General features: G+C 70.0%; 25 protein-coding genes and 1 riboswitch. Of the genes, 14 read left to right on the top strand and 11 right to left on the bottom strand.

Annotated features, from left to right (window positions below; translation table 11 throughout):
• Nucleotides 1–16: 16 nt before the first annotated feature.
• Nucleotides 17–179: riboswitch (cobalamin riboswitch) on the top strand.
• An 89-nt stretch (nt 180–268) separates the two neighbouring features.
• The 8 genes from EFL95_RS18225 to EFL95_RS18260 all read left to right on the top strand — a co-directional run bounded on the left by EFL95_RS18225 (nt 269) and on the right by EFL95_RS18260 (nt 8,980).
• Nucleotides 269–2,242 (top strand): VWA domain-containing protein, encoded by a 1,974-nt coding sequence (locus tag EFL95_RS18225; RefSeq protein ID WP_221176501.1) that lies wholly within the window; start codon nt 269–271, stop codon nt 2,240–2,242.
• A complete protein-coding gene (gene cobO, locus EFL95_RS18230) occupies nt 2,242–2,856 on the top strand; it encodes a cob(I)yrinic acid a,c-diamide adenosyltransferase (RefSeq protein WP_123235545.1) in 615 nt (204 codons plus the stop codon). Before EFL95_RS18225 ends, cobO begins: the two co-directional genes overlap by 1 nt.
• Entirely contained in the window at nt 2,853–5,297 is a 2,445-nt protein-coding gene (gene cobBC, locus EFL95_RS18235; RefSeq protein ID WP_425463975.1) for a bifunctional hydrogenobyrinic acid a,c-diamide synthase/histidinol phosphate aminotransferase CobBC, read from the top strand. Before cobO ends, cobBC begins: the two co-directional genes overlap by 4 nt.
• Before the next feature lie 96 nt (nt 5,298–5,393).
• Complete coding sequence (locus EFL95_RS18240; RefSeq protein ID WP_123235546.1) at nt 5,394–5,606, top strand: CbtB domain-containing protein; 213 nt, start codon at nt 5,394–5,396, stop codon at nt 5,604–5,606.
• A 141-nt stretch (nt 5,607–5,747) separates the two neighbouring features.
• Entirely contained in the window at nt 5,748–6,521 is a 774-nt protein-coding gene (locus EFL95_RS18245; RefSeq protein WP_123235547.1) for a CbtA family protein, read from the top strand.
• Nucleotides 6,518–7,540 (top strand): nicotinate-nucleotide--dimethylbenzimidazole phosphoribosyltransferase, encoded by a 1,023-nt coding sequence (gene cobT, locus EFL95_RS18250; protein ID WP_246005042.1) that lies wholly within the window; start codon nt 6,518–6,520, stop codon nt 7,538–7,540. Before EFL95_RS18245 ends, cobT begins: the two co-directional genes overlap by 4 nt.
• Before the next feature lie 4 nt (nt 7,541–7,544).
• On the top strand, nt 7,545–8,045 hold the full coding sequence (gene cobU, locus EFL95_RS18255; protein WP_123235548.1) for a bifunctional adenosylcobinamide kinase/adenosylcobinamide-phosphate guanylyltransferase: 501 nt from the start codon (nt 7,545–7,547) through the stop codon (nt 8,043–8,045).
• Nucleotides 8,042–8,980 carry a cobalamin biosynthesis protein gene (locus EFL95_RS18260; protein ID WP_123235549.1) on the top strand — a complete coding sequence of 313 codons (939 nt, stop codon included), beginning with the start codon at nt 8,042–8,044 and terminating at the stop codon, nt 8,978–8,980. The genes cobU and EFL95_RS18260 overlap by 4 nt, the downstream gene beginning before the upstream one ends.
• Here EFL95_RS18260 and EFL95_RS18265 read toward each other — a convergent pair.
• On the bottom strand, nt 8,940–9,362 hold the full coding sequence (locus EFL95_RS18265) for a DUF6069 family protein (protein WP_123235550.1): 423 nt from the start codon (nt 9,360–9,362) through the stop codon (nt 8,940–8,942). The genes EFL95_RS18260 and EFL95_RS18265 overlap by 41 nt on opposite strands.
• A 130-nt stretch (nt 9,363–9,492) precedes the next feature.
• On the opposite strand from EFL95_RS18265, the gene EFL95_RS18270 reads away from it, so the two are divergent.
• Nucleotides 9,493–9,672: a hypothetical protein gene (locus EFL95_RS18270; RefSeq protein ID WP_123235551.1), complete on the top strand. Its 180-nt coding sequence runs from the start codon at nt 9,493–9,495 to the stop codon at nt 9,670–9,672.
• Nucleotides 9,673–9,772: 100 nt separating this feature from the next.
• Here the strand turns inward: EFL95_RS18270 and EFL95_RS18275 are convergent, their stop codons facing one another.
• Together EFL95_RS18275 and EFL95_RS18280 are read right to left on the bottom strand one after the other, a co-directional pair.
• Nucleotides 9,773–10,561, bottom strand: coding sequence for an alpha/beta fold hydrolase (locus EFL95_RS18275; protein ID WP_221176502.1), 789 nt, complete (start codon nt 10,559–10,561; stop codon nt 9,773–9,775).
• Nucleotides 10,558–11,862: an NAD(P)/FAD-dependent oxidoreductase gene (locus tag EFL95_RS18280; protein ID WP_183407260.1), complete on the bottom strand. Its 1,305-nt coding sequence runs from the start codon at nt 11,860–11,862 to the stop codon at nt 10,558–10,560. Before EFL95_RS18280 ends, EFL95_RS18275 begins: the two co-directional genes overlap by 4 nt.
• Before the next feature lie 213 nt (nt 11,863–12,075).
• Between EFL95_RS18280 and sigJ the strand changes: the two genes are divergently transcribed.
• Nucleotides 12,076–12,966 carry an RNA polymerase sigma factor SigJ gene (sigJ, locus tag EFL95_RS18285; RefSeq protein ID WP_123235553.1) on the top strand — a complete coding sequence of 297 codons (891 nt, stop codon included), beginning with the start codon at nt 12,076–12,078 and terminating at the stop codon, nt 12,964–12,966.
• Nucleotides 12,967–13,003: 37 nt separating this feature from the next.
• Here the strand turns inward: sigJ and EFL95_RS18290 are convergent, their stop codons facing one another.
• Both EFL95_RS18290 and EFL95_RS18295 read right to left on the bottom strand, forming a co-directional pair.
• Nucleotides 13,004–14,059: a WxL protein peptidoglycan domain-containing protein gene (locus EFL95_RS18290; RefSeq protein ID WP_183407261.1), complete on the bottom strand. Its 1,056-nt coding sequence runs from the start codon at nt 14,057–14,059 to the stop codon at nt 13,004–13,006.
• Nucleotides 14,060–14,155: 96 nt separating this feature from the next.
• Complete coding sequence (locus EFL95_RS18295) at nt 14,156–16,339, bottom strand: purple acid phosphatase family protein (RefSeq protein WP_183407262.1); 2,184 nt, start codon at nt 16,337–16,339, stop codon at nt 14,156–14,158.
• Between the two features lie 180 nt (nt 16,340–16,519).
• Between EFL95_RS18295 and EFL95_RS18300 the strand changes: the two genes are divergently transcribed.
• On the top strand, nt 16,520–17,260 hold the full coding sequence (locus EFL95_RS18300; protein WP_183407263.1) for a type 1 periplasmic-binding domain-containing protein: 741 nt from the start codon (nt 16,520–16,522) through the stop codon (nt 17,258–17,260).
• Here EFL95_RS18300 and EFL95_RS18305 read toward each other — a convergent pair whose 3' ends face one another.
• Nucleotides 17,261–18,472: a HupE/UreJ family protein gene (locus EFL95_RS18305; protein WP_123235557.1), complete on the bottom strand. Its 1,212-nt coding sequence runs from the start codon at nt 18,470–18,472 to the stop codon at nt 17,261–17,263. It lies immediately after the preceding gene.
• Nucleotides 18,473–18,609: 137 nt separating this feature from the next.
• Here EFL95_RS18305 and EFL95_RS19305 point away from each other — a divergent pair, with 137 nt between their 5' ends.
• Nucleotides 18,610–18,798 carry a hypothetical protein gene (locus EFL95_RS19305; protein ID WP_148045104.1) on the top strand — a complete coding sequence of 63 codons (189 nt, stop codon included), beginning with the start codon at nt 18,610–18,612 and terminating at the stop codon, nt 18,796–18,798.
• Here the strand turns inward: EFL95_RS19305 and EFL95_RS18310 are convergent.
• Entirely contained in the window at nt 18,795–19,274 is a 480-nt protein-coding gene (locus EFL95_RS18310; protein WP_246005043.1) for an ATP-dependent zinc protease family protein, read from the bottom strand. The two genes, EFL95_RS19305 and EFL95_RS18310, sit on opposite strands and share 4 nt — an antisense overlap.
• Nucleotides 19,275–19,353: 79 nt before the next feature.
• Between EFL95_RS18310 and EFL95_RS18315 the strand changes: the two genes are divergently transcribed.
• Nucleotides 19,354–20,544 (top strand): RimK family alpha-L-glutamate ligase, encoded by a 1,191-nt coding sequence (locus EFL95_RS18315; protein WP_123235559.1) that lies wholly within the window; start codon nt 19,354–19,356, stop codon nt 20,542–20,544.
• Here EFL95_RS18315 and EFL95_RS18320 read toward each other — a convergent pair whose 3' ends face one another.
• Complete coding sequence (locus EFL95_RS18320; RefSeq protein WP_123235560.1) at nt 20,545–21,111, bottom strand: dihydrofolate reductase family protein; 567 nt, start codon at nt 21,109–21,111, stop codon at nt 20,545–20,547. It abuts the gene before it with no gap.
• A gap of 107 nt (nt 21,112–21,218) precedes the next feature.
• Here EFL95_RS18320 and EFL95_RS18325 point away from each other — a divergent pair, with 107 nt between their 5' ends.
• Complete coding sequence (locus EFL95_RS18325; RefSeq protein WP_123235561.1) at nt 21,219–21,659, top strand: VOC family protein; 441 nt, start codon at nt 21,219–21,221, stop codon at nt 21,657–21,659.
• Here EFL95_RS18325 and EFL95_RS18330 read toward each other — a convergent pair.
• Genes EFL95_RS18330 through EFL95_RS18340 form a run of 3 tightly spaced genes read right to left on the bottom strand, consistent with a single transcriptional unit; the run spans nt 21,628 to nt 24,628 of the window.
• Nucleotides 21,628–22,377: a cobalt-precorrin-6A reductase gene (locus EFL95_RS18330; protein ID WP_123235562.1), complete on the bottom strand. Its 750-nt coding sequence runs from the start codon at nt 22,375–22,377 to the stop codon at nt 21,628–21,630. The two genes, EFL95_RS18325 and EFL95_RS18330, sit on opposite strands and share 32 nt — an antisense overlap.
• A complete protein-coding gene (locus tag EFL95_RS18335) occupies nt 22,374–23,858 on the bottom strand; it encodes a cobyric acid synthase (protein WP_123235564.1) in 1,485 nt (494 codons plus the stop codon). Before EFL95_RS18335 ends, EFL95_RS18330 begins: the two co-directional genes overlap by 4 nt.
• On the bottom strand, nt 23,855–24,628 hold the full coding sequence (locus EFL95_RS18340; RefSeq protein WP_123235565.1) for an SURF1 family protein: 774 nt from the start codon (nt 24,626–24,628) through the stop codon (nt 23,855–23,857). Before EFL95_RS18340 ends, EFL95_RS18335 begins: the two co-directional genes overlap by 4 nt.
• Between the last annotated feature and the right edge of the window lie 9 nt (nt 24,629–24,637).

Here is a 24,637-nt window from a genome sequence, read left to right on the forward strand (position 1 = left end):
GCCGGAGACGATATCGTGGCCGCACCAAGCACGAGGTGCCCCGGAGGACGGTCGCGAGACCGGACGATGGGGAGAATCTGGGAAGCCGGTGAGAGTCCGGCACAGGGCCCGCTGCGGTAACCGGAGCGTCGTACGACGACTCCGGAAGTCCGAAGACCGGCCTCGCGCTGACGAATCATCCACTGGCTGAAGCGCGGGAGCCCCCATGCCACTGCAGTTCCCTTTCAGTGCCGTTGTCGGATCCGACACTGGTGTCGATTCCAACGACATGGCACTCGCCCTGATCCTGACCACGATCTCGCCCGACGTCGGCGGCGTCCTGGTCCGCGGCGAGAAGGGCACCGCGAAGTCGACGATGGTGCGCGCCCTGGCCGGCGTGCTCCCGCCGATCGAGGTGATCGCCGGCGACCGGTTCTCCACCGACCCCGCCGAGCCCGGTGCGACCTCGCCCGACGGCCCCTTCGCCTCCGACGCCGAGACCGAGACCCGGCCGGTGCGGCTGGTCGAGCTCCCGATCGGCGCCGGCGAGGACCGGGTGCTCGGCTCGCTGCACCTCGAGCGCGCGCTGGCCGACGGCAAGGCCGAGTACGAGCCCGGACTGCTGGCCCGTGCCCACCGCGGGATCTTGTACGTCGACGAGGTGAACCTGCTGCACGACCACCTGGTCGACCTGCTGCTGGACGCCGCGGCGATGGGTCGTTCCACGGTCGAGCGCGACGGCATCTCGGTCGCGCACGCAGCGCGGTTCGTGCTGGTCGGGACGATGAACCCCGAGGAGGGCGAGCTCCGGCCGCAGCTGCTGGACCGGTTCGGGCTGACCGTCGAGGTGAGCGCCCCGAGGGACCCGGCCATGCGGGTCGAGGTGGTTCGCCGGCGGATGGCCTTCGACGCCGACCCGGCCGCGTTCGTCGCGGCGTACCAGGGGGCCGAGGCGGAGCTGACCGGTCGCATCGAACGCGCCCGAAAGCGGATCGCCGACGTCGAGCTCACGGACGCGGCCCTGCTGAAGATCGCCGAGGTGTGCGCGGCCTTCGACGTCGACGGCATGCGCGCCGACCTGGTCACCGCGCGCGCTGCGATCGCCCACGCCGCCTGGCACGACCGGACCTCGGTCACCCGGGACGACATCCGCGCCGCCGCCCGGCTCGCGCTCCCGCACCGCCGGCGCCGCAACCCGTTCGACGCCCCGGGCATCGACGAGGACCTGCTCGACCAGATCCTCGGCGACGACGAGCCCGACCCGACCCCTCCCGACGGCTCGCCGGACAGGCCCGTCGAGACCCCCGCTTCCTCGTCGGCTGAGCCCGTCGACACCCCAGCACCCGAAAGCCTCGCCGAGGACTCGTCCGCTCCGGAGGTTGCCCAGCACCCGAGCCCGTCCGAGGCAGGAGCCGGGACCGGCGCAGGAACCGACACCACGACCGTCGGGACCACCACCCCCTACCGCCCCAAGCTCGTCGCCGTCCCGGGCCTCGGCACGGGCGAGCAAGGCCGCCGCAGCCGCGCGATCACGAGCGCGGGTCACCGCATCGCGGCCCGGACCGCGAACGGGACCGGCGGCTCGATCGACCTCGTCGAGACCATCCGCGCCGCAGCCCCGCACCAGGGATCGCGCGCCCGCGTCGGAACCCGGCTCACCCTGCGTCCCGACGACCTGCGGGTGGCGATCCGCGAGGGCCAGGAGGCCAACCTGATCCTGTTCTGCGTCGATGCGTCCGGCTCGATGGCCGCACGGACCCGGATGCAGCAGGTGAAGACGGCGGTCCTGTCGTTGCTGCTCGACGCCTACCGCCGTCGGGACAAGGTCGGCCTGGTGACGTTCCGTGCCGAGTCCGGCGTACTCGCCCTGCCGCCCACCTCGTCGGTGGAGGTCGCCGCGGCTCGGCTGGAGGAGCTTCCCGCGGGCGGTCGCACCCCGCTCGCCGAAGGGCTGCTGACCGCGGTCGAGACGCTGCGCGTCGAGGCGTTGCGCGACCCGAACCGGCGCCCGTTGCTGGTGCTGGTCACCGACGGGCGGGCCACCGCAGGCCCGGACGCGGTCGAGCGGTCCCGTGCCCTGGCCCGACAGATCGCCGGGACCGGGCTCGCCGCGCTGGTCATCGACTGCGAGAGCGGTCGCTTCCGCCTCGGCCTGGCCCGCGACCTCGCCGCGGACCTCGGTGCGGAGTACCTCCCGCTGGGCGAGGTCAGTGCCACCAGCCTGGTCGGAGCCGTTCAGCACAGGTTCGGGGGGGCTGCCTGATGCCGCAGGGACAGCCGACCGTCGTCCCCGAGGACGGCCTCTCCACCCGCCAGCGCCGCAACCGCCCGATTCTCGCCGTGCACACGGGAGACGGGAAGGGGAAGTCGACCGCCGCGTTCGGCCTCGCCCTGCGCGGCTGGAACCAGGGCTGGAGCCTGGGGATCTTCCAGTTCGTGAAGTCGGCCAAGTGGCGCCTGGGCGAGCAGACCGCGTTCGAGCAGCTCGGCGAGCTGCACCGCACGACCGGCGCCGGCGGTCCGGTCGACTGGCAGAAGATGGGCTCCGGCTGGTCGTGGTCGAAGAAGGCGGGCACCGAGGACGACCACGCTGCCGCGGCTGCGGAGGGCTGGATCGAGATCAAGCGGCGCCTCGCCGCCGAGGAGCACGACCTCTACCTGCTGGACGAGTTCACCTACCCGATCAACTGGGGCTGGATCGACGCGGACGACGTGGTCGAGACCCTCACCCACCGACCCGGCCACCAGCACGTGGTGATCACCGGTCGTCGGGCTGACGAGCGGCTCCTCGAGGTCGCCGACCTGGTCACCGAGATGACCAAGGTGAAGCACCCGATGGACGCCGGGCAGAAGGGCCAGCGCGGGATCGAGTGGTGACCACCTACCTGCCGCGACTCGTGATCGCCGCGCCCGCGTCCGGGCACGGCAAGACCACCGTCGCCACCGGACTCATGGCGGCGCTGTCCCGCGCCGGGCACACCGTCAGCGGCCACAAGGTCGGGCCGGACTACATCGACCCCGGCTACCACGCGCTCGCGACCGGGCGGCCGGGTCGCAACCTCGACCCGCACCTGGTCGGCGAGGATCGGCTGGTCCCGCTGCTGCTGCACGGCGCGGCCGGTGCGGACCTGGCGGTCATCGAGGGCGTCATGGGCCTGTACGACGGGCAGCTCGGAACCGACGGCTTCTCCTCCACCGCCCACGTCGCGGCCGTGACCAAGACCCCCGTGGTGCTGGTCGTCGACATCTCGCACGCCTCCCGCTCGATCGCCGCGACCGTCCACGGGCTGCGCACCTGGTCCGACGAGGTGGCCGTCGTCGGGGTGGTCCTCAACAAGGCCGGCTCGGTCCGGCACTCCGACGAGGTCGTGCGCGCACTGGCGGGCAGCGGGTTGCCGGTGCTCGGAATCCTTCAGCGCGACGACGGTGTCTCGGCCCCCTCGCGCCACCTCGGCCTGGTGCCGGCAGCGGAACGCGCTGACGCCGCCGCGGCCCTCGACCTGCTCGCCGCCCAGGTGGCCGAGCGCATCGACCTCGAGGCCATCGTCCGGCTGGCGCGCACCGCCCCCGCCCTCGACGGAGAGCCCTGGAGCCCGGACTCCTCGTTGGTCGCGCCTGTCGAAACCCCCCGCCCCGTGATCGCCGTCGCCGGCGGTCGAGCCTTCACCTTCGCCTACGCCGAGACCACCGAGCTCCTGCGAGCAGCGGGCTGCGACCCGGTGGTCTTCGACCCGACGACCGACGAGCAGCTCCCGGACGGGACCCAGGGTCTCTACCTCGGGGGCGGCTTCCCCGAGGTGCACGCGGCCGAGCTCTCCGGCAACGAGCGCCTCCGCGCGCAGCTGCGCACGGCGATCAGCGGCGGACTCCCGACCGTCGCCGAGTGCGCCGGCCTGCTCTACCTGTGCCGCAGCGTCGACGGAGTGGAGATGGTCGGCGCTGTTCCCGCGGACGCGGCGATGGCTCCGCGGCTCACGCTCGCCTACCGGACCGCCACCGCGACGACCGCGAACCTGCTCGGACGCCCGGGCGAGACCGTCACCGGTCACGAGTTCCACCGGACCCAGCTGCACGCCTCTCCCGGCGACCCGGCCTGGTCCTTCGGGAACGGTCTCGTCGACGGCGTGGCCACGGCGACCCTGCACGCGTCGTACCTGCACACGCACTGGGCGGGACATCCGCAGCTGGCCGGTCGGTTCGTCGAGGCCGTTCGCCGGGCAACACCGGCGGCACCATCCACGGACCCGGGCCGGTTGAGCTTGTCGAAACCAGCCGAACCCGTCGATCCCCTGCGCCACCACGGCGACCGCGAAGCAACCGCCGGCCTGATCGACTTCGCGGTCAACGTCTACCAAGGACCGCGTCCGGACTGGCTCGAGAACGCGCTCGCCGGCGCCGACGTCAGCCGGTACCCCGACCCGCGCCCCGCCGCCGAGGCGGTCGCCCGCCACCACGGCCGCGACGTCGCCGACGTTCTCCCGACCGCGGGCGCGGCCGAGGCGTTCGGACTGGTCGCACGGCTGCGGCCCTGGCGGCGACCGGTCATCGTGCACCCCCAGTTCACCGAGCCGGACGTCGCGCTGGCCGGCGCGGGGCACCAGCCCGAGCACGTCCTGCTCCGTCCGTCTGACGGTTTCGCGCTCGATCCCGCCCAGGTCCCGGTCGGGGCGGACCTGGTGGTCATCGGCAATCCGACGAACCCGACCGGCGTCCGCCACAGCGCCGAGGCGATCCGGGCCCTGGTCGCACCGGGGCGGCTGGTCGTGGTGGACGAGGCGTTCCTCGACGACGGCGCGGAGACGCTCACCACCGGCGACCTGACCGGGTTGGTCGTCATCCGCAGCCTCACCAAGCTCTGGTCGATCCCCGGGGTCCGTGCCGGCTACCTGCTCGCAGAACCGGAGGTCGTCGGAGCCCTCACGGAGCTCCAGACGCCGTGGTCCGTCTCCGCCGCGGCAGGAGCCGCGCTGGTCGCCTGCTCCTCCGAGGACGCCGCTGTCGAGGCCACGGTCCGGGTCGCCCGGATCGAGGCGGACCGGGAGTTTCTCCTGTCTGGGTTGGCGAAACTCGGCATCCCGCACGTCGCCGGGTCCTCGGCGCCGTACGTTCTCGCGCGGCCGGGTACCGGAGTTCACGCCGCTCTGCGCGACGCGGGCTACGCCGTACGCCGTGCCGACACCTTCCCCGGACTCGACGAGAGCTGGGTCCGTATCGCAGTGCGGAACCGGGAGGTGACAACCGGTCTCCTCGATGCCCTAGAGTGCATCCATCAGGCTCGAGGAAGCCGGTGGGATTCCGGCACAGTCGCGCTACTGTGACATCGCTCAGGGGACAACGCTGAGGCGGTGGAGTCAGACCCGACAGCCTGATGGAAATCCACTACACGGGACGCAGTAATCCCGAAGGAGGCCTTCATGGCTATCGCCGTTCCCGCCGCGCCCACCGCTGAGATCCCGACGATCCCGCTGCGCGAGCTTCTCCCCTGGCTGCTGATGTTCGCGCTGCTCGCGCTGATCACGATCTTCTTCGTGAGCGCCGACCAGGGCGCCATCTCGATCCCGTCCGGCAACGCGATCCACGAGTGGGTCCACGACGGTCGCCACCTGATGGGCTACCCCTGCCACTGAGCCAGTCGGCTCACCGGGTTTCGACAAGCTCAACCAGCAGGCGCTGGTTGAGCCCGTTCGCCGTGCTGGTCGAGCTAGTTCGCCGTGCTGGTTGAGCTTGTCGAAACCTCTCTCGCTACCCCATCCCTGAACGGACCCCTGATGACTGCCCGTACCTTCTTGATCAACGGCTTGATCGCTGGCCTCTTCGCCGGCTTCGCCGCCTTCCTCGTCGCCCACACCATCGGTGAGCCGCCGGTGAACGCCGCAATCGCGGTGGAGGAGTCGAGCTCCGCCCACGAGCACGCCGAAGCACCGGCCGGCCACCACCACGAGGAGAACGGCATCGTCGTCTCCCGGCACAACCAGTCCACCTGGGGGCTGCTGACCGGGACCCTGTCCATCGGCACCGCCCTCGGTGGTCTGGTCGCCCTGGCCGCGGCCGGCGTCGTCGGTCGCATCGGGCGCCTGCGTCCGACCCAGTCCACGGCCCTCGTCGCCCTGATCGGCTTCGCGTCGGTCGCGCTGGTGCCCTTCCTGAAGTACCCGGCCTCCCCGCCGGCGGTGGGGAACCCCGACACCATCGGTGAGCGGACCGGCTTGTTCTTCGGCTTCCTGGCCATCTCGCTGGTCGCGGCGATCGCCTGCACGGTGCTGGCCTCGCGCCTGCTGCCCGGGCTCGGCACCTACCGGACCGTGATCGCCGCGCTGGCGGCGTACCTGGTGGTGGTCGTCCTCGCTGCGCAGCTGATGCCGACCGTCAACGAGGTCGGCACCTTCCCGGCCCAGACCCTCTGGACCTTCCGTCGCGCCTCGCTCACCACCCTGGCCACGATGTGGGGCACGATCGGCCTCGTCCTCGTCGGACTGGTCGGCCGTGCCCACCAGCAGGCCGCGGTCGAGTCGGCCCGTCGCGAGCTGGCGGCGAGCCTGTGATCGCGGCGCCGTCGCCGACCGCTCGCGCGGAGGCTGCCGACCGCCTGGCCGGCCTGGCCACCCCGGCTGGAGCACTGGGTCGTCTCGGCGAGCTCGGGGTCTGGCTGGCCTCCTGCCAGGGCCAGTGCCCGCCGGAGGTGCCGTCGAACGTCCGCGCGGTGATCTTCGCCGGGGACCACGGCGTCGCCGCCCACGGTGTCTCGGCCTACCCGGCCGCCGTGACTCCCGCGATGGTGCGCACCTTCGCCGCCGGTCGCGCCGGCGTCTCGGCGCTGGCTGCCGCCAACGGCGTCTCGGTCCGGGTGCTCGACATCGCCGTCGACGACGACCTCGAGGGCATCGACCCGGAGGTCCAGCACTTCAAGGTCCGGCGCTCGAGCGAGCCGCTGCACCTGCGCAACGCGCTCACCCTCGCGGAGACCGAGCAGGCACTGGAGAACGGCGCGATCATCGCGGCGCAGGAGATCGCCGCCGGCGCTGACCTGCTGATCTCCGGCGACATGGGCATCGGCAACACCACCCCTGCGACCGCCCTGATCGCGGCGTCACTCGGCCTCCCGGCCGCGGAGCTCACCGGCCGCGGGACCGGCATCGACGACGCGGCACTCGTCGCCAAGCAGGAGCTGATCCAGGTGGCGCTCGACCGGGTGAAGGAAGCAGATCTCGGGCCGGTCGAGACCCTGGCAGCTCTCGGCGGCGCCGACCTGGCCGCCTCGACCGGGTTCATGGTCGCGGCAGCCCGGGCCGGCGTACCGGTCCTGCTCGACGGCGTCATCGCGGTCGCGTGTGCCGTGATGGCCGACCGCATCGAGCCGGGCGCTGCTGCTTGGTTCGCCGCCGGTCACCGCTCCACCGAGCCCGCTCAGACCCTGGCGCTGGACAAGCTCGGCCTGGTGCCGCTGCTCGATCTGGGGATGCGCCTGGGCGAGGGCAGCGGTGCGGTCGCCGCGGTGCCGGTCGTCCGTGCGGCCGCCGCCGTGCTGCGCGACGTCGCACTGCTCTCCGAGCTCGCGATCTGACGTCGTGCGCGTCCTGGTCACCGGCGGGGTGCGGTCGGGAAAGTCCGCACACGCCGAGGGCCTGCTCGCTGACCGGCCGGCGGTGACCTACGTCGCCGCCGGACCGGTTCCCGGTCCGGACGACACCGAATGGGCGGCCCGGGTGGCGCTCCACCGCGACCGCCGCCCGGCGCACTGGTCGACCGTCGAGAGCACCGACCTTCCCGCCGTGCTGGGCGGCGAGAACGCTCTCCTGGTGGACTGCCTCGGCACCTGGCTGACCGCTCAGCTCGACGACCTCGGATGGGAAGCCGACGGGCTCGCCTCGCGCATCGACGCTCTCACCGACGCGGTGGCCACCTGCGAGGACATCGTCCTGGTGACCAACGAGGTCGGTGCGGGTGTCGTACCCGAGCACCGCTCGGGTCGCCTGTTCCGCGACCAGCTCGGCGTGGTCAACCAGCGCATCGCCGCCGTCTGCGACGAGGTGCACCTGGTCGTCGCCGGCCGGGTCCTGGTGCTGTGAGGGCCCGGGCCGTCGGACTCGTCCTCGGCTTCGTCGCCGACCAGGCATTCGGGGACCCCCAGCGTTTCCACCCGGTCGCGGGATTCGGGCAGGTGGCGTCGGCCGTGGAGAAGCGCCTGTACGCCGACAGGCGCGAGCGCGGTGCGGCGTACTGGGTCGTGCTGGTGGGCGGCGCAGCCGCAATAGGTCTCGCGGCGGAACGCCTCGGTCGCGATCGTCCCGCGCTCCGCACACTGCTGACCGCCGGTGCCACCTGGTCCGTCCTCGGCGGTCGGTCCCTGGATCGGGAGGCGCACCTCGTTGAGGAGCTGCTCACCCTCGACCTTCCCGCCGCCCGGCAGCGCCTCACCCACCTGGTCGGTCGTGACACGTCCGAGCTGGACGAAGCCGGCGTCGCTCGCGCCGTCATCGAGTCGATCGCGGAGAACACCTCCGACGCGGTCGTGTCCTCGCTCGTGTGGGGTGGGATCGCCGGTGTGCCAGGCCTCCTGGTCCACCGTGCAGCGAACACCCTGGACGCGATGGTCGGCCACCGGAGCCGGCGCTACCGGAACTTCGGCTGGGCCAGCGCTCGGGCGGACGACCTCCTCAACCTGCCGGGATCCCGCCTGTCCGCCGCCCTCGCCTCAGCGCTCGGGGACGATCCTGCGGACGCGATCGCGACCTGGCGACGCGACGCGGGCCTGCATCCGAGCCCTAACGCCGGTCCTGTCGAAGCCGCATTCGCCGGTTCCCTCGGCATTCGGCTCGGAGGCCGCAACGTCTACGGCGACCAGGTCGAGGACCGGGTGGTGCTGGGAAGCGGCCGGCCAGCCGAGACCGGGGACATCGTCCGGGCTCGTCGGCTGGCGCGGCGGGTGGACCTGGGAGCGCTCGTCGTCGTCGCCGGCCTGGTCAGCTGGCGAGCCGCCGCGCGAGCGTCGGCACGACGATGACGGCTGCGACGGTGTGCAGCGCGATCAGGGTGGCGGCCGAACCGGCGCTGAAGCCCGAGATCAGGTCCGGGACGTAGGAGAGGACCGTCAGGACGACCGCGGTCCGCACGAAGGTGCTGCGCGGGCGACGGGCCTTGCGCGCCATCACTGCGGCCACGCCGGTACCGATCAGCGAGAAGAAGACGGTCAGCTCGGCGAACCCGGCGATCGGGATGCTCGCGCCGGTGCTGTCGTCGAAGGAGACGCCAGCGGCCTTGGCGATCACGGCGAGGACGGTGGTGGCGACGGCTGCGACGGCCGCCGCTGCAACACCGTGCTTCCAGATCGGCTGACGCTCGGCGGTCGCGCTGGTGGTGGTGTGAATCTGCTGGGTGGTGGACATCGCGGGCTCCGTTCCTGGGACGGACCGCCCTGTGCGACCCGCTCATCCACACGACGAACGGATTTCCGTGTATTCGACATCGGCCACCGAGAAATTCGTTGGCGACTTTCCGATGTGACATCGTGACCGCGTGGCTGAGCGGGAGATCAAGGTGCCGATGCTGATCGTGGCGGTGCTGTGCATGCTCTCAGCCCTGGCCGGCGGGACCCTGGTCTTCGTGGACGGCGGCCAGGCGCTCGGGTTCGCCCTGCTGGGGTTCTTCGGCGCCGGTGCCTTCGTGCTCGGGCGCAAGGCTCTCGGCTTCGACTGACGTCCTTCCCCCAGAATGACGCTCCTCGCCATTTGCTACACCAGCGCTGTCACAGGGCCTTCGCGAGAGCCCTGGTGTAGCAAATCAACTCCAGCGCGCGTCATTCCGCCGCGTTCGAGGGAATTGACTCGAGGCACTCGCGGATCGTGGCCGCGACGAGATCCGGATCGTCGAACATCGGCACGTGGCCGACTCCCGGCAGGACCTTCCACGTGGCCTCGGGCATCAGGACCCGGGCGCGCGCACCGATCGTTTCCATCGGCAAGATGCGGTCGAGCTCCGACCACGCCAGGGTGACCGGGCACGGCAGCGGATCCATCGGCGCGACGTACTCCTCGGTGGTGAGCATCTCCTCGCGGATGGTGCAGCCGACGAGGTCGTCGACGAGACGCTTCAGCTCGGCAGCGCTGACACGCTCCCCATGAGAGGCGCTGTCGCGCAGGGCGAGGCGCCGAACCCAGGGCAGATGCGCTGCCATGGGCATGACCCAACGCGTCCTGAGCGCCAGCGTGATGGCCTTCTCCAGCTTCGCGGCCCCGGGTAGATGCTCGCCCGTCCCGATGTCCCAGCAACCAGCGGGCGACAGTGCGCAGACGCTTGCTGCCCGTCCGCGTCGTGCGAGCTCGAGGGCGATCCACCCGCCGAGTGAGTTGCCGACCAAGTGAGGACGCTCGAGACCCAGGTCGTCCAGGCTGCGCTCCGCGTCGTCGACCAGGTCGCGGACCGTGGTGCCAGGCCGAGCCGGGCGTCCGCCACGGTGTCCGGCCGCGGTCAGGGCGAAGACCTCGTAGTCGGCGTCGAGGAGCGGGACGACGTTGCTCCACATCGTCTCGCTCCCCGTGACGCCGTGAAGCAGGACGACCGGCTCCCCGGTCCCTGACCGGATCACGACGCCCTCGAACGATCGGAAAGCACGGGGTACGAAGCGTGCTGCTCGGGGCCGAATCGTGCTCCGACCGGGGCACGGCCGCCGGACTGCGACCCTGCGCCGGTGACCGCCCTTCTCTTCGGACCCTTCGGCCAGGAGTACGCGCCGGGTTGGGTGGACTCCTTCTTCGGGGAGTCGACCACCATCTCGCAGATCCACTCCTTGACCCGCGCTCCGGTCCGCCCACCGAGGTGGAAGCGACGCGCGGTGTCGTCACTGCGGACCAGCTGGATGTAGCCCCTCTTGCGGCCGAGGCTGATGCACTGGAGCACGTACCCGATCGTCAGCTCGCGGGGCACCGCGCCTCGGATGGCTGCGAGCAGAGTGTGGGCCGCGTGCGCGCCCATGGGCAGCGCTGTCGCGCAACCCATGCGCAGGTGGCCGGCTACCGACTGCGGCGCGACGACCGCGTCTCCCGCACCGAGGATGGCCGGGTTGTCGATGCAGCGCAGGTACTCGTCGACCTCCAGCCGGCCCGCCTCGTCGACGGGAAGGCCGCTGGCGCGAGCAAGATCCGGCACGTCGAAGGCAGCTGCCACGATGCACAGCTCGTGATCGAGCGCCCGGTCACCAGAGAGACGGAGCCCTCCGGGCACTACGGTCGAAACCTCGGCGTGCTCGTCGATCCGAACTCCGAGGCGCTCCAGCGTTCGTCGCAGCGAACGACGTGCGGCAGGTCGCATCTGCGCCACCAATTCGCCGGCGCAGTACAGCGTGACGGACAACTCCGGGTGCTGCTCGGCGAGCTCGCTCGCGATCTCCACCCCGGTGAGTCCCCCGCCGACGATCGATACGCGCGCCCTGGGGGGAAGCGCCCTCACTGCCTCGGCCGCGGCTGAAGCGCCGTCGTGGTCCGCGATCACGTAAGCGTGCTCGGCAGCACCCTCGATCGCCGTCGAGGCGAAGCTCCCCACGGCGTACAGGAGGTAGTCGTAGGGCAGCCGAAGATCCTCGTCATCGCTCACGACGAGGACCTCGCGGGCAACGGTGTCGATCAGCTCGGCGCGACCCACGACGACCTCTGCGTCGGCGTGCAGCAGCCAGGCAAGGGGGATCGTCACGGCGTTCCGTGAGCCCGCGGCGACCTCGTGGAGGCGGATGCGCTCGACGAACACCGGCTTCGGGTTGACCACCGTCACGACTGTTCGGCTGCGCTCCTCCTCAGTGAGTGAGCCGAGAAAACGGTTCGTCGCCATCATCCCTGCGTAACCGGCACCGATGACGACCACGCGGTTGGTCTTGGTTCTCGGGGTGAAGCTCATGGTCCTGCTCCCTCTCGTTCTTGATACGTCGCCAAGAGGACGAGGCGGTCGTCCGACGTGTGACACACCGGGCGGTTCGTCGGCACGAGGCCTAGACCGGAGGAATCGCGATGTCACAGAACGGGCCCACATCTCGTCCTATGCGCAGACGAGTTCTGCCACGCAGCGTGCGTTCTCGTCGTACAGACTGACCCGCACGAGACGAGGACCTCCATGACCGACGAGCAAGCTGCCCTTCTCTTCGAAGGACACCGCGCATACCTGACGGCGGTCGCGTACAGGTTGCTCGGAACCGTGGCCGATGCCGAGGATGCGGTCCAGGAGACCTACCTGCGCTTCGCCCGCGCCGACCTCGCGAAGATCCACGAGCCGCGCGGGTGGCTCACGACTGCGATCAGCCGGATCTGCCTCGACCACCTCGGGTCCGCGCGCGTACGCCGCGAGCAGTACGTCGGGCAGTGGTTGCCCGAGCCGGTCGTGGGGACAGGCATCGGGATGGACTGGCTGGGCCCGGAGGACCGGGTCACGCTCGACGATTCGGTGAGCATGGCGATGCTGGTCGTGCTGGAGTCACTGAGCCCCGCCGAACGCACGGCCTTCGTCCTCCACGACGTGCTCAGCCTCAGCTACGACGACGTGGCGACCACTGTCGGCCGATCCGAGCAGGCGTGCCGGCAGCTGGTCAGCAGGGCCCGAGTGCACATCAAGGAAAGGGCGCCCCGATTCACTGTCGACGCAGACCAGCAGAGCGAGGTAGTCCAAGCCTTCCTCGCTGCCTGTACCGACGGCAGCGTCGACACCTTGGTCGACGTTCTCGCCCCGGAGGTGGTGCTGCGCTCGGATGGTGGCGGCGTGGTCAGCGGGGTCGCCATGCGACCGGTGATCGGCGCGCGCAACGTCGCGCGACTCCTGCTCGGAGTGGCCGCGAAGCACGAGGCGTTCCCCTGGACGAGTCGCGTCAACGGCGCTCCTGGCCTCGTCTTCGAGAGCCAGGACGGAGTGGCTGGGGTGATGGCCTTCACGGTGGACGCCGGAAGGATCACCGAGATCCACTTCGTCGTGAACCCCGAGAAGCTCAGCCGCGTGCCACGCGCCGATCACTGACCGCACCGGGACTGGACATGCTCAGGTGCCGAAGCGCCTACTGGTTCACCTTCTCCTGGAGCCGCTCCTCGACGGCGGCGGCCACCTTCGCCTCAACCTTCTCGTTGCTGCGCCGCCGCAGTCGCTTCACGACGACGATGATCAGCCAGACCAGGGCGATGAGTCCCAGGATGAACGCGATCAGCAGGACGAACGACCAGACCGACACCACGGTCCGGCTCGACGCGGTGACCGGGTTCAGGGACGCGGTCGAGCCGGCAGCATCGGTGAAGACCGGGGTCACGGTGACCTTGCCCGTCACCCAGAGCATGGCGTGCACACCGTCGACGGTCGCCTTGGTGTCCCAGGACTCACCGGGCAGCAGTTGAGGCAGTCGCGGGAGCTTCACCGTCTTGGAACCGACACCGAGCCCGCCGGCGATCGTCGCCTTCTGCAGGCCGCCCAGCACGGTGTTGCCGGTGTTGTGGACGGTGAAGCTGATGGTGGCGTGACCGGTGCCGAGCGGGTTGTGGCCGTCGTAGTCGAGCTTCAGGTTCTCGATCGTGAGCTTCGACTGGACCTGACCGCTGACGCGGGTCTCGATGCGCAGGCCGACGCGGCGGTGGATGACGGTGCCGGAACCGGAAGGGTCCTTCTGGTCGAGCACCGTCACGATGCCGCCCACGTGGTCCCCGGGCGTCGCGTTGTCGGGGACCGTCATGGTGAAGGGGATCTGGACCTGCTTGCCCGGTGCGACGGTGACGCGCGCGACCGCGGGCTTCACCCAGGCGCCGATGCCGTTCGACTTCTTGTCCGGCGTGAGGATGTCGAAGCCGCCGGTGCCGGTCGTGAACCCGTCGGCGGCGTAGAGCTTGAGGGTGATCTTCTTCGGCCCGGTGTTGTTGATGTCGATGCCGTCGGTGATCTGTTCACCCGCCTTGACGGTGTAGGTGAACTTCGGTCGGCCGGAACCGTACTTGCTCAGGGCCGTGCGCACCGTCCAGGCGATCTTGGAGTCGGCCGAGTCTGCGGCGTTCGCGGGCACGACGGTGAGGGTGAGGCCGGCGAGGACGAGCACGACCAGCACAAGGAGGGAGCGGTTGAACCGGGACACGATCACGAACTTTCAGCGAGGGGGCGGATGGACGGGTGGGGACAGCACCTCGCGGCGCTGCCCCCACCCGTACCGGTTTGAGCGGTGGAACGGGACTTACATCAGGGTGTAGGTGATCTCGCCCCAGAAGTTGTGCGCACCGTCGTTGCTGACGGACACGGGGAACTTCAGGTTGAGGTTGGCACCCACCTGGGCGCTACCGGGGGCGTGACCGTTGGCCGCCGAGGCCAGCGTCCGGGAGTCGGCCAGGCCGGTCCCGCTGCTGTACCCGTTGGAGACGGTCGCGCCGGCGTTGGCGCCACCACCGGCGGACAGGATCGACGGCACCCACCCGACGTACTTGCCGAGCAGCGTTGCGTTGCCGTCCTTGAAGTCCGACACCTGGGCACTCAGCGACCAGGACGTGTCCCCGAAGGTCCGGGAGTCCGTCACGGTGAGCGGGTCGATCGCACCACTGGCGGTGAAGTAGTTGCCGTGGCGGTTGGCCGTACCCAGGTTGATCAGGTGGTTGCCACCGTTGATGAACCAGCCGAGCTCACCGGGGTTGGCCGGCGGGACGTCGAGCGCGATGAGCTGCCCGTCGCCCTGGGTGCCGTCCCACTTGGTGATGTTCACGGTGTCCTGAGCGGTGCCGACCGGAGCCACACCCGTCGTGGCCGTGTACTTGTCGGCAGTGGCGTTCGTCGGCTGGCCCGGAGCACCGCTGGCGCCCTGGTTCCGGTCGAAGGTGCCGTTGCCGTTGGTGTCGGCCAGCGTCGTCGTGGTCTGCGAAGCACCGCAGAAGGTGCCGACGTGCTGCGTCGTGAACTTGTTCGGGTAGTCACACACACCCGCGACCACGTTCGTCACCGACAGCTTGTCGTTGGTGACAGCGACCTTGAGGTAGGTGCGGACGTTGTCCTGGTTCTCGACCGAGTTGGCCCAGTGCAGGGTGTGGTTGCCACCCGGACCCGGAGCCCACGGCATCGTGCCGGCCGGGTACTTGCCGCTGTGCGTGGCGTCGCTCGTGCCCGAGATCGGCTCGGTCAGCGGGTAGTACTTCGAGCCCGAGGCCGAGTTGGTGGTCACGTAGATGACACCGCCCGGACCCTCCAGGACGTTGTTCGCACCCTGCGCCTCGGCCGCGTTCTGGCGGTCGGGGCCGGCGCCCTTGTTCTGCAGGACGTAGGAACGCGAGTACGAGTGGTCGTGGCCCTGGAGCACCAGGTTGATGCCCAGCTCCGAGAACGCCTGCGTGTACGGCTGGCGACGCGCGACGTTGTCGGAGTCGTTGGCGTGCGAGGCCGGCGAGTACAGGGCGTGGTGGTACGACACGACGCGCCACTTGGCACCCGGGTTCGCCTTGACGGCCTGGGTCACGAACGCCATGTGCGCGGGGTCCTTGGTGGACGACTGCGCGTTGGAGTTGATGACCACGAACAGCACGCCCTTGTAGACGTACCAGTAGTCGCCGCCCGCGGTGGTCTGCAGGTTGGCGGTGGTGGTGTCGTTGTTCGGCAGCGAGAAGTGGTACTTGTAGCCGAGGTCGGACGAGTCGTGGTTACCGATCGCCGCGGCGTACGGCAGGGTGCGCAGCTGGTCCGGGGTGAACCAGGCGTCCCACTGCGACTCCACGTTCGCGGTCTCGATCTGGTCACCGGTGGAGGTGAGCAGCTCGAGCGGGAGCGCGTCGTCCGAGGCGTCGGCCTGCAGGACGTTCAGGGTGTCCGCCCAACCAGCGGCGTCCTCCTTGAGGTCCGCGGAGGTCGACTGCGAGTTGTTGTTCGAGTCGGCACCCAGCTGCGGGTCACCGAACGCGGCGAACTCGAAGCCGCTGCCCAGACCGAAGGAGCCGGTCTTGAACGTGTACGACGCCGAGGTGCTGCCGTCGCTGGCGAGGACCTGGTAGGTGTACGAGGTGTTGGCCTCGAGGGTGTCGAGCAGCGCGCTGCCGCGGTACGGCGACCGCGCGATGTCGCCACCGGAGGAGCCCGTGGTCGGGGTGACCGAGGCGTTGTAGCTCATGACGTCCTCGTCGAAGGCGCCGGCGTTCAGGTCGGCGGTCTTCTCGAGCTGGACGGTGGAATCAGTACCCGCGCTGGCGTACCAGGTGACGTAGCGCTGCGTCTCGTTGGCGCCCACACCCAGGACGAGGTCCTTAAAGGTGACCGAGCCGGCAGCCTGGGCTGCCGGGGCGAGAACGCCGGTCACGAGGATGCCTGCGCCGAGAGCAAGAGCTCCCGCGCCGGCCACCACGCGGCGGCGTGCGGACTTCGGTGTCCGCGACGAACTGACCTTCATTAGCGATCCTTTGCGATGTCGGGAGGAAGGGCAAATGGGTCGTGCAGGGGTCGTGCGGGCGCCAACCTTTCGGGCTCCGATGAAATCGGAGTGAACGCGGGCGGGCAGTTCGGGGCGGCGCACGCGTACTTCTGGAAGACGTGGCTTGAACACCTCGGAAGAGCGGCTTGAATGAGCGCCGTGCCCGCTTCCCTCCGCCGTCGAACCTCCGTGGTCATCGGTGCCGCGCTCGTGGCCGCGGTCGCCGTGGTCCTCGTGCTGAGCACCCGGACCGACGCCATGGACTGGAGCACCGCTCACCCGGTTCCGCATGCTCAAGGACGCCTCGACGCGGGGTTCCACGCACCGGGGGTCGACGACTTCTACAGCAGCCAGGTGGTCGAGCCCGACCCGGAGACGTGGACGAAGGTCCGCCCGGCCGGCGACTACCGCGTGCTGGTGCTGGCGGCCGGCAAGGATGCCCACGCCGCGCAGAACCCGCAGGTCGCGATCCTCGTGGCTGCGGTCCAGAAGTGGGCTGGTGCTGAGGACCGGGTCAAGCTCAAGGTCCGGTACCTGCACGACCCGAACACCTACATCCAGGGCATCGACAACGCTGCCAAGAAGGACCACGCGGACCTGATCATCACCGCCGGCAACAGCCTGGTGGACCCGGTCGCCGCGGTCTCGGCCAACTACGCGGGCGAAAAGCCGCAGCAGTTCCTGGTCGTGGGTGCCGAGGTCGCAGAACCGACCGCCAACATCGCCGCCACCGACTGGATCGGATCGGCGTACCTGGGCGAGGGCCTGGAGGAGTCGCACTTCTACCACCCCTCAGCCGTCACCGCCCCGCGCGCGTACGCCGCCCTGCGAGCCGGCGTCGCGGCCGTGCTCACCGGCTACAAGAGCGTGATCGTGCGGATCCCGGCCGACCGCTACTGATCAGCCGGAGACCCGTTCGACGAACCAGATCAGTCCCATCACCGACACCCCGGCGGCGATGACCCCCGTGACCCAGAGGTAGAGCGTCTGGTGGTGCCTGCGCAGCAGGGCGAGCGCCGGGAACGCCGCGATGATGATCCCGATCTGCACGGCTTCGATGCCGACGTTGAAGATCAGCAGCGACCAGAGCAGCTGCCAGGAGAACGAGCTGGTGATGCCGAGGGCGCCGGCGAAGCCGAGGCCGTGGACCAGGCCGAAGCAGAACACGATGGAGAGCCGCAGCCACCCCGAGCGGTCCAGCCCCAGGAACACGGCATCACCGGGGTCGAGGTCGGTCGCGTGGCTGCCCTCCCGGCGCAGACGCCAGAGGTGGAATCCGGCGACTGCCGCGATCGAGAGCGCGATCGTCGGCTCCACGATGCGCGACGGCGGACTGACCACGCCCAGCGCCGCCAGGATGAAGGTGACCGAGTGCGCCAGGGTGAAGCTCGTCGCCGCCAGGACCACCTCGCGCAGCCTTCGCGAGCCGGCGATCAGCGCGATCAGGAACAGGATGTGGTCGATCCCGGTCAGCAGGTGGTTCGCGCCGAGGCGGAAGAACTCCCAGAAGCGCTGGTACCAGGTCTGCTCGGTCGAGAACGACGGGTGCGATCCGTCCAGCGCCGCCGAGCCGGTGTGTCCGTCCACCTGGTAGGTGAGGACGGTCTTGGTCTGCTTGACGTACTTCTCCGAGTCGGGGAACAGCGTCGAGCGGATGACGTGCCCGTGCTCGGTCTCACCCATCGCCGGGCAGGCGTAGTCGAAGCGGACGTTCGCGTACGGCACGTCCTGGCTCTCGTTGAGCTCCGCCGAGACGCCCTGCTCCATCGACGGCACACACGCCTTGCCGGCCGCGGTCGTCACCGTGAACCGCCGGGCGACGTACGCGGTCACCGAGTCGGTGTGCTTCTCCAGCGCCTTGACCATCGCCGGGTAGTCGCCGTCGTCCCAGGCCGGCTGGCCGTCCTGGAAGAAGCGGTCGTCGTGCTCCGCCTGCGCGACCGAGACCAGCAGCAGGTCGTACTCGAGGCCGAGCTTGACCTGGACGTGATCCGCGCGCGGCGACGTCACGTCGGCGTAGACGACCGAGGTGAAGCCGTGCGCCTCTGCAGGGACAGCCGTGAAGCCGACGATCGCCGCCAGGGCAGCGGCCAGGAACAGAAAGCGACGCACAGGGCTCCTCCGATGGAAATCGGTGGAACCTCTCAGGCGGAGGTGGACCCGAGGGAAACTCCCCGTGTCCGGTCGGCGATCACGGGCGAACGATCGACGGGCTTACGACCTCGGCCGACCGGGCGTACCGTCGATCCATGAGTGAAACGACGTCAGACCACGTGGCGGTCGAGCTGACTCAGGACGAGGCGAAGCTCGTCATCGCCGCCCTCCGCCAGTTCGAGCCGCACTGGCCCTCCGACATGGACGAGCTCAACCGGGTCCAGCTCCTCGCCGGCATCCGCACGGCGATCGGGAGCATCACGGCCACGTTGAGCGCTGCCTAGTCGGTCTTCGGACTCTTCTTGGTGACGCCGCGGTTGCGGCGGCGCACCTGCTTGGGCGGGCGCCCTCCCCGGTAGCTGCTGCCCGAGTCGACGACGAAACCCTGGCGCAGCGCCTCGCGGCCGATCAGCAGCCGGAAGCCCATCGCGTCGCGCCGGGCGAGGGTCACCTCGACCGGAAAGGTCTGGTCGAGGAGTCGCAGGTTCATCGTGACGACATAACGCTGCTGCACGTGTCCCGTGCTGCTGCGGATCGTCCGCCGGTCGTGCACCGGCAGCTCGACGGTGTGGGAGTCCTCGGCCGATTCCTGCCACGGGTGGATCGAGAAGCGCACCCAGGAAACGCCGTCGCGCTCGAACTCGACGAGGTCGAAGGCGTGCAGGGCCGAGGACCGCGCCCCGGTGTCGAGCTTCGCCTTGATGTACTCGACACCGAGGTCGGGCAGCCCGACCCACTCTCGCCATCCCGCTCTGACCACGGGCCTGCTTGAATGGCTTTTCGTCCGCTTCTCGTCCGTCGCCACGACGCCTATCCAATCAGGTCGGTGCCGAACTGCCATGAAACTCGCGATCCTCTCGCGGGCCCCGCGCTCCTACAGCACCCAGCGTCTGCGCTCCGCCGCGCAGGACCGCGGGCACGAGGTCAAGGTCCTCAACACCCTCCGTTTCGCGATCGACCTCTCCTCGAACGAACCTGACCTGCAGTTCCGCGGCCGGCAGCTCTCCGACTACGACGCGGTGCTGCCCCGGATCGGCAACTCGATCACCTACTTCGGCACCGCGGTCGTCCGCCAGTTCGAGCAGATGGACGTCTACACGCCCAACACGGCCAACGGGATCACCAACTCCCGGGACAAGCTGCGCTGCTTCCAGATCCTCTCGCGGCACAACATCGACATGCCGCCGACGATGTTCGTCCAGGACCGGGCCGACGTGATCCCGGCGATCCACCAGGTCGGTGGCGCGCCGGTCGTGATCAAGCTCCTCGAGGGCACCCAGGGCATCGGCGTGATCCTGGCTCCCGGCCTCAAGGTCGCCGAGGCGATCATCGAGACGCTGCAGTCGACCCGGCAGAACGTGCTGATCCAGAAGTTCGTCAAGGAGAGCCGGGGACGTGACGTCCGGGCGCTCGTCGTCGGTGACCGGGTGGTTGCGGCGATGCGCCGTACTGCGAAGGGCGACGAGTTCCGGTCCAACGTGCACCGCGGCGGCTCGGTCGAGCAGGTCGAGCTGGACCCGGAGTTCGAGCGCACCGCCGTGCGCGCGTCCCAGATCATGGGCCTCAAGGTCGCGGGCGTCGACATGCTCGAGGGCGAGGACGGGCCGCTGGTCATGGAGGTAAACTCCTCGCCAGGCCTGGAGGGCATCGAGGCGGCGACCAAGCTCGACGTGGCCGGCGCGATCATCGACTACATCGACAATCAGGTCGCCTTCCCGCAGATCGACGTCCGCGAACGGTTGTCGGTCTCCACCGGGTACGGCGTCGCCGAGCTCGTCGTGCACGGGGACGCCGACCTGGTCGGCAAGAAGCTCGGCGAGTCCGGGCTGCGCGAGCGCGACATCACCGTGCTGACGCTGCACCGCGGCACCCAGGTGATCCCGAACCCGTTCGACCGCCACGTGCTCGAGGCCGAGGACCGGCTGCTCTGCTTCGGCAAGCTCGAGGAGATGCGTTCGATGATCCCCGAGCGTCCGAAGCGTCGTGCCCGGGTGAAGAAGCTGCCCAAGCAGCCGATCAACGAGGACTGATCAGCGGGCGCGCACCTGGTAGGTGAGCATCACGCTGCCCGTCGACGTCGGGCGTGCGCTGACCAGCTCGAACCTGCTGATCCCGGTCGTGTTCTCGAAGAGCCTGCGGCCGCCGAACCCGACCGCCGGGGCCACGACCAGGCGCAGCTCGTCGACCAGATCGGCGGCCAGCAGCGACTGCGCGAGCTCGATGCTGCCGTGGATCCCGATGTCGCCACCCGAGCTGTCCTTGAGCTGACGGACGAAGCCCTCGACCTCGCCCTCGATGGCCTCGGCGTTGTTCCACGTGCTGGCGAGCGGCGTCGAGGTGGCGACGTACTTCTTCACCTCGTTGATGAAGTCGGCGAACGGGTTGTCATCCACGTTCGGCCAGAACCCCGACCACTCGTCGTACATCCGACGCCCGAGCAGCACGACGTCCTGGGCCCCGATGACCTCGGCCTCGCCCTCGTCGAGCTCGGCGTCGAAGACCGGCGGGCCGGAGTCCTCCTGCGGTGAGAAGTACCGCGCGGGCTCGTCCACAGCCCCGTCCAGCGACATCAGCGTGTAGAGCACGACCTTGCGCACGCAAGACCTCCTCGGTGAGACGCCCACGATGCCACGGAGTCGATGTCGAGAACGGGACAACGGCTCCGTCCTTGGTTCACGGACCCGATCTCTGGAGGATGGACGACATGACCCACATCAAGCGCTTCGACCACGTCGGCATCACGGTCACCGACCTCGACTCGGTGGCGGCGTTCTTCACCGACCTCGGCCTGCAGGTCCAGGGACGCACCTTCGTCGAGGGTGAGTTCCTCGACACCGTGACCGGCATCCTCGGCGGGCGCACCGAGATCCTGATGCTCGAGGTGCCCGGCGGCGACACCACCGTGGAGCTCTCCAGCTTCGTGAGGCCCGACGCCGAGGTCGGGACGCCCGACGCGATGGCGAACGTCCTCGGACTGCGCAGCATCGCCTTCGAGGTCGACGACCTGCCCGCGATCGTGGCCGACCTCGAGGCCAAGGGCTACGGGCTCGTCGGCGGGATGGGTGAGTACGAGAACTTCTGGCGGATGGCCTACGTCCGAGGGCCCGAAGGCATCATCGTGGCGCTGGCCCAGCGGATCGGCTGACCCAGGCAGCCGCGGCCTCCGGATCGCTCACCTGCTCGACCCCGTCCGGTGCCGCCGGGCGGCGCACCACGACCACCGGTACGCCGAGCTCGGTCGCCGCGCCGATCTTCGGCCAGGTCCACGTGCCACCGGAGTCCTTGGTGACGAGGACGTCGCGATCGGCGAGAAGGCCCTTCTCGCCCGCGAGGTCGTACGGTCCGCGGTCGAGCAGCAGCCGCCACGACGACGGGAGCTCGAGGTCGGGCTCGTCGACGACCCGGGCCAGCACGTCGGCGTCACGGAGCGGTTCGACGAAGCGGTGGAGCTGCTGGCGTCCGATGGTCAGCAGCGGCCGGGTGCCGAGCTTCGCGGTGACCTCCGCGGCCTGGTCGTGGTCCTCGACCCAGTGCCAGTCCGCGGCCTCGTTCGCGGCGGCCCAGCCCGGGCGCTGCAGTCGCAGCAACGGAACCCCGGTCTGCGCACAAGCCTCGGCTGCGTTCGCCGAGATGCCCGCGGCGAACGGGTGGGTCGCGTCGACCACCGCGCTGACCCCGGTGTCCGTGAGGTGGCGCGCCAGACCCTCGGCCCCACCGAAGCCGCCGATACGAACGCGTCCTACGGGGAGACGCGGGCGAGCGACGCGACCGGCGAGTGACGACTCGACGTCGACGCCGTCGTTCTCCAGGAGGACGGCGAGCTCGCGGGCCTCACCGGTACCGCCCAGAACGAGGACGGTCATCGGTCAGCACCCGGGGGCAGCAGGGGCAGACCTTCCGGTGCACCGGACGTCGCCAGCTCCAGCAGTCCGTCGACGTCGAGGTGCTGGGTGACCAGATCACCGAGCAGGTCGAGCCGCGCCTCGCGCCTCTCCTCGAACGAGACCGTCGACGGCGCCCGGTCGACGCCGACCGCCGCAGCGACCTCGGCCAGGAACGCCTGCCGGAAGGCGTCGCTCTCCAGGCTGCCGTGCCACATCGTGGCGAAGACCTGACCGTTGCGCACCCCGCCGGGAAACGCGTCGCCGGTTGCGACCCGGAGGCGGCCGTGGTGGATCTCGTAACCGGACACCGGCTGGCCGAGCCCGGTGCCGCGCGGCAGGGTGAGCACCTTCTCGGCGCTGAAGACGGTGGTGGCGTCGACCAGACCGAGACCGTCCGCACCGGTGGCCGTTCCTTCGATCCCGTCCGGGTCCTCGACCCGGACACCGAGCATCTGGGCACCACCGCAGATGCCCAGCACCGGCCGACCGGCACGTGCGTGCTCGAGGACAGCCGCATCCAGGCCGCGGGCACGCAACCAGTCCAGGTCGGCCAGCGTCGCTCGCGTCCCGGGCAGGACCACCAGGTCGGCCCCCACCAGGTCGCGCGGCGACGCGGCGAAGGAAACGTCGAGGTCTGCCTCCAACCCGAGAGCGTCGACGTCGGTGAAGTTGCTGATCCGCGGGAGCCGGACCACCGAGACCCGGAGCACCCGATCCGCCTCGGTGCGGGACCGACGCCCCTCCAGGTCCAGTGCGTCCTCGGAGTCGAGCCACAGATCCGGGTGCCACGGCAGCACGCCGTACGTCGGACGTCCGGTCAGCCGGGTCAGCTCCTCGATCCCCGGCCGGAGCAGCCCGAGGTCTCCACGGAACTTGTTCGCGACGAACCCGGCGATCAGCCTCTGGTCCGCAGCCTCGAGCAGCGCGACCGTGCCGAACAGCGCGGCGAACAACCCACCGCGGTCGATGTCCCCGACCACCACCGTCGGCAGGTTCGCGTGCCGGGCCAACCCGAGGTTCACGTAGTCCCCCGCACGCAGGTTGATCTCGGTCGGGCTGCCGGCGCCCTCGGCCACGATCACGTCGTACCGGCTCGCCAAGTCGTCGTACGCCGCGTGCGCAGCCTGCGCGAGGTGGCGACGCCCGCTCTCCCAGTCGGCCGAGGAGACGGTGCCGCCGGGCTTGCCCATCACCACCACGTGGCTGCGGGTGTCGCCGCCCGGCTTGAGGAGCACCGGGTTCATCGCCGCCTCGGGCTCGACCTTCGCGGCGCGGGCCTGGACCCACTGCGCCCTCCCGATCTCGGCGCCATCGGCGCACACCATCGAGTTGTTCGACATGTTCTGCGCCTTGTAGGGCGCGACCTTGATCCCGCGTCTCTGGAACGCGCGACACAGCCCGGTGGTCACGATGCTCTTGCCGGCGTCCGAGGTGGTGCCGGCGATCAGCAGGCCGCTCACGTGACGGCCTCGGTCTGCGGCTCCTCGTCTTCTGAGTCCGCATCGGACTCCTCGTCGGGCTCCGGCGGATGGAGCGTGTCCTGGCACCAGCGGAACCAGACGAAGACGGCGAAGCCGCCGAAGACCCACCACTCGATGGCGTACAGGAAGTTGCGCAGCGCGGTGAACCCGGAGACCGAGGGCACCGACGCAGCGCTGACGGACCGCAGACCGGCGGCACCGGTCTTCGGGGTGAGGTCCCGGGCGACGACGTACCCGCTGTAGAGGTCCGCGTCGACGTGCTCGACGATGCTCGCGATCCGCATCATCGGGATCACGTCGTCATCAGGGTGCTGGTCGATCGGACCGCTGCCCTCACTGGCCTGCAGCCACCCGGTGATCTGAACGGTTCCGGTCGGCGTCGGGCTCGAGTGCGTCTTCGACCACCCGCGCACCACCGGGATCGCGCTCTTGGACCCGTCGACGAGGACCGGGGTCACCACCCAGTAGCCGCGCTGGTCGTGGTCGTAGCGGTTCTGGACGTAGAGCGTCGAGCTGCCGATCCAGGAGCCGGAGAACGTGACCGGACGACCCAGCGACCTGCCCGGGAACGGGCTGTCGCCGGTCATCACCGAGGAGAGCGGGATCGGCTTGTAGTTCGAGATGTCCCGCGCGGCGTCGGCCCGACGGCTGTGCCAGGCGTCGAGCTGCCACAACCCGAGCCCGACCGCCACGGCCAGGCTGAGGATCATCGCCAGGTGCCCCGGCCAGTACCGCGGCCGAAGCAGCATCAGCACTCG

Source organism: Nocardioides marmorisolisilvae (genome assembly GCF_003725775.1).
Taxonomy (GTDB): domain Bacteria; phylum Actinomycetota; class Actinomycetes; order Propionibacteriales; family Nocardioidaceae; genus Marmoricola; species Marmoricola marmorisolisilvae.

Excerpts from the sequence above, each read along its gene's own strand:
- EFL95_RS18225 (WP_221176501.1), top strand. The coding sequence starts at position 269 with ATGGCACTCGCCCTGATCCTGACCACGATCTCGCCCGACGTCGGCGGC.
- cobO (WP_123235545.1), top strand. The coding sequence starts at position 2,242 with ATGCCGCAGGGACAGCCGACCGTCGTCCCCGAGGACGGCCTCTCCACC.
- EFL95_RS18240 (WP_123235546.1), top strand. The coding sequence starts at position 5,394 with ATGGCTATCGCCGTTCCCGCCGCGCCCACCGCTGAGATCCCGACGATC.
- EFL95_RS18245 (WP_123235547.1), top strand. The coding sequence starts at position 5,748 with ATGACTGCCCGTACCTTCTTGATCAACGGCTTGATCGCTGGCCTCTTC.
- EFL95_RS18265 (WP_123235550.1), bottom strand. The coding sequence starts at position 9,362 with ATGTCCACCACCCAGCAGATTCACACCACCACCAGCGCGACCGCCGAG.
- EFL95_RS18280 (WP_183407260.1), bottom strand. The coding sequence starts at position 11,862 with ATGAGCTTCACCCCGAGAACCAAGACCAACCGCGTGGTCGTCATCGGT.
- sigJ (WP_123235553.1), top strand. The coding sequence starts at position 12,076 with ATGACCGACGAGCAAGCTGCCCTTCTCTTCGAAGGACACCGCGCATAC.
- EFL95_RS18295 (WP_183407262.1), bottom strand. The coding sequence starts at position 16,339 with ATGAAGGTCAGTTCGTCGCGGACACCGAAGTCCGCACGCCGCCGCGTG.
- EFL95_RS19305 (WP_148045104.1), top strand. The coding sequence starts at position 18,610 with ATGAGTGAAACGACGTCAGACCACGTGGCGGTCGAGCTGACTCAGGAC.
- EFL95_RS18315 (WP_123235559.1), top strand. The coding sequence starts at position 19,354 with ATGAAACTCGCGATCCTCTCGCGGGCCCCGCGCTCCTACAGCACCCAG.
- EFL95_RS18325 (WP_123235561.1), top strand. The coding sequence starts at position 21,219 with ATGACCCACATCAAGCGCTTCGACCACGTCGGCATCACGGTCACCGAC.
- EFL95_RS18330 (WP_123235562.1), bottom strand. The coding sequence starts at position 22,377 with ATGACCGTCCTCGTTCTGGGCGGTACCGGTGAGGCCCGCGAGCTCGCC.
- EFL95_RS18340 (WP_123235565.1), bottom strand. The coding sequence starts at position 24,628 with ATGCTGCTTCGGCCGCGGTACTGGCCGGGGCACCTGGCGATGATCCTC.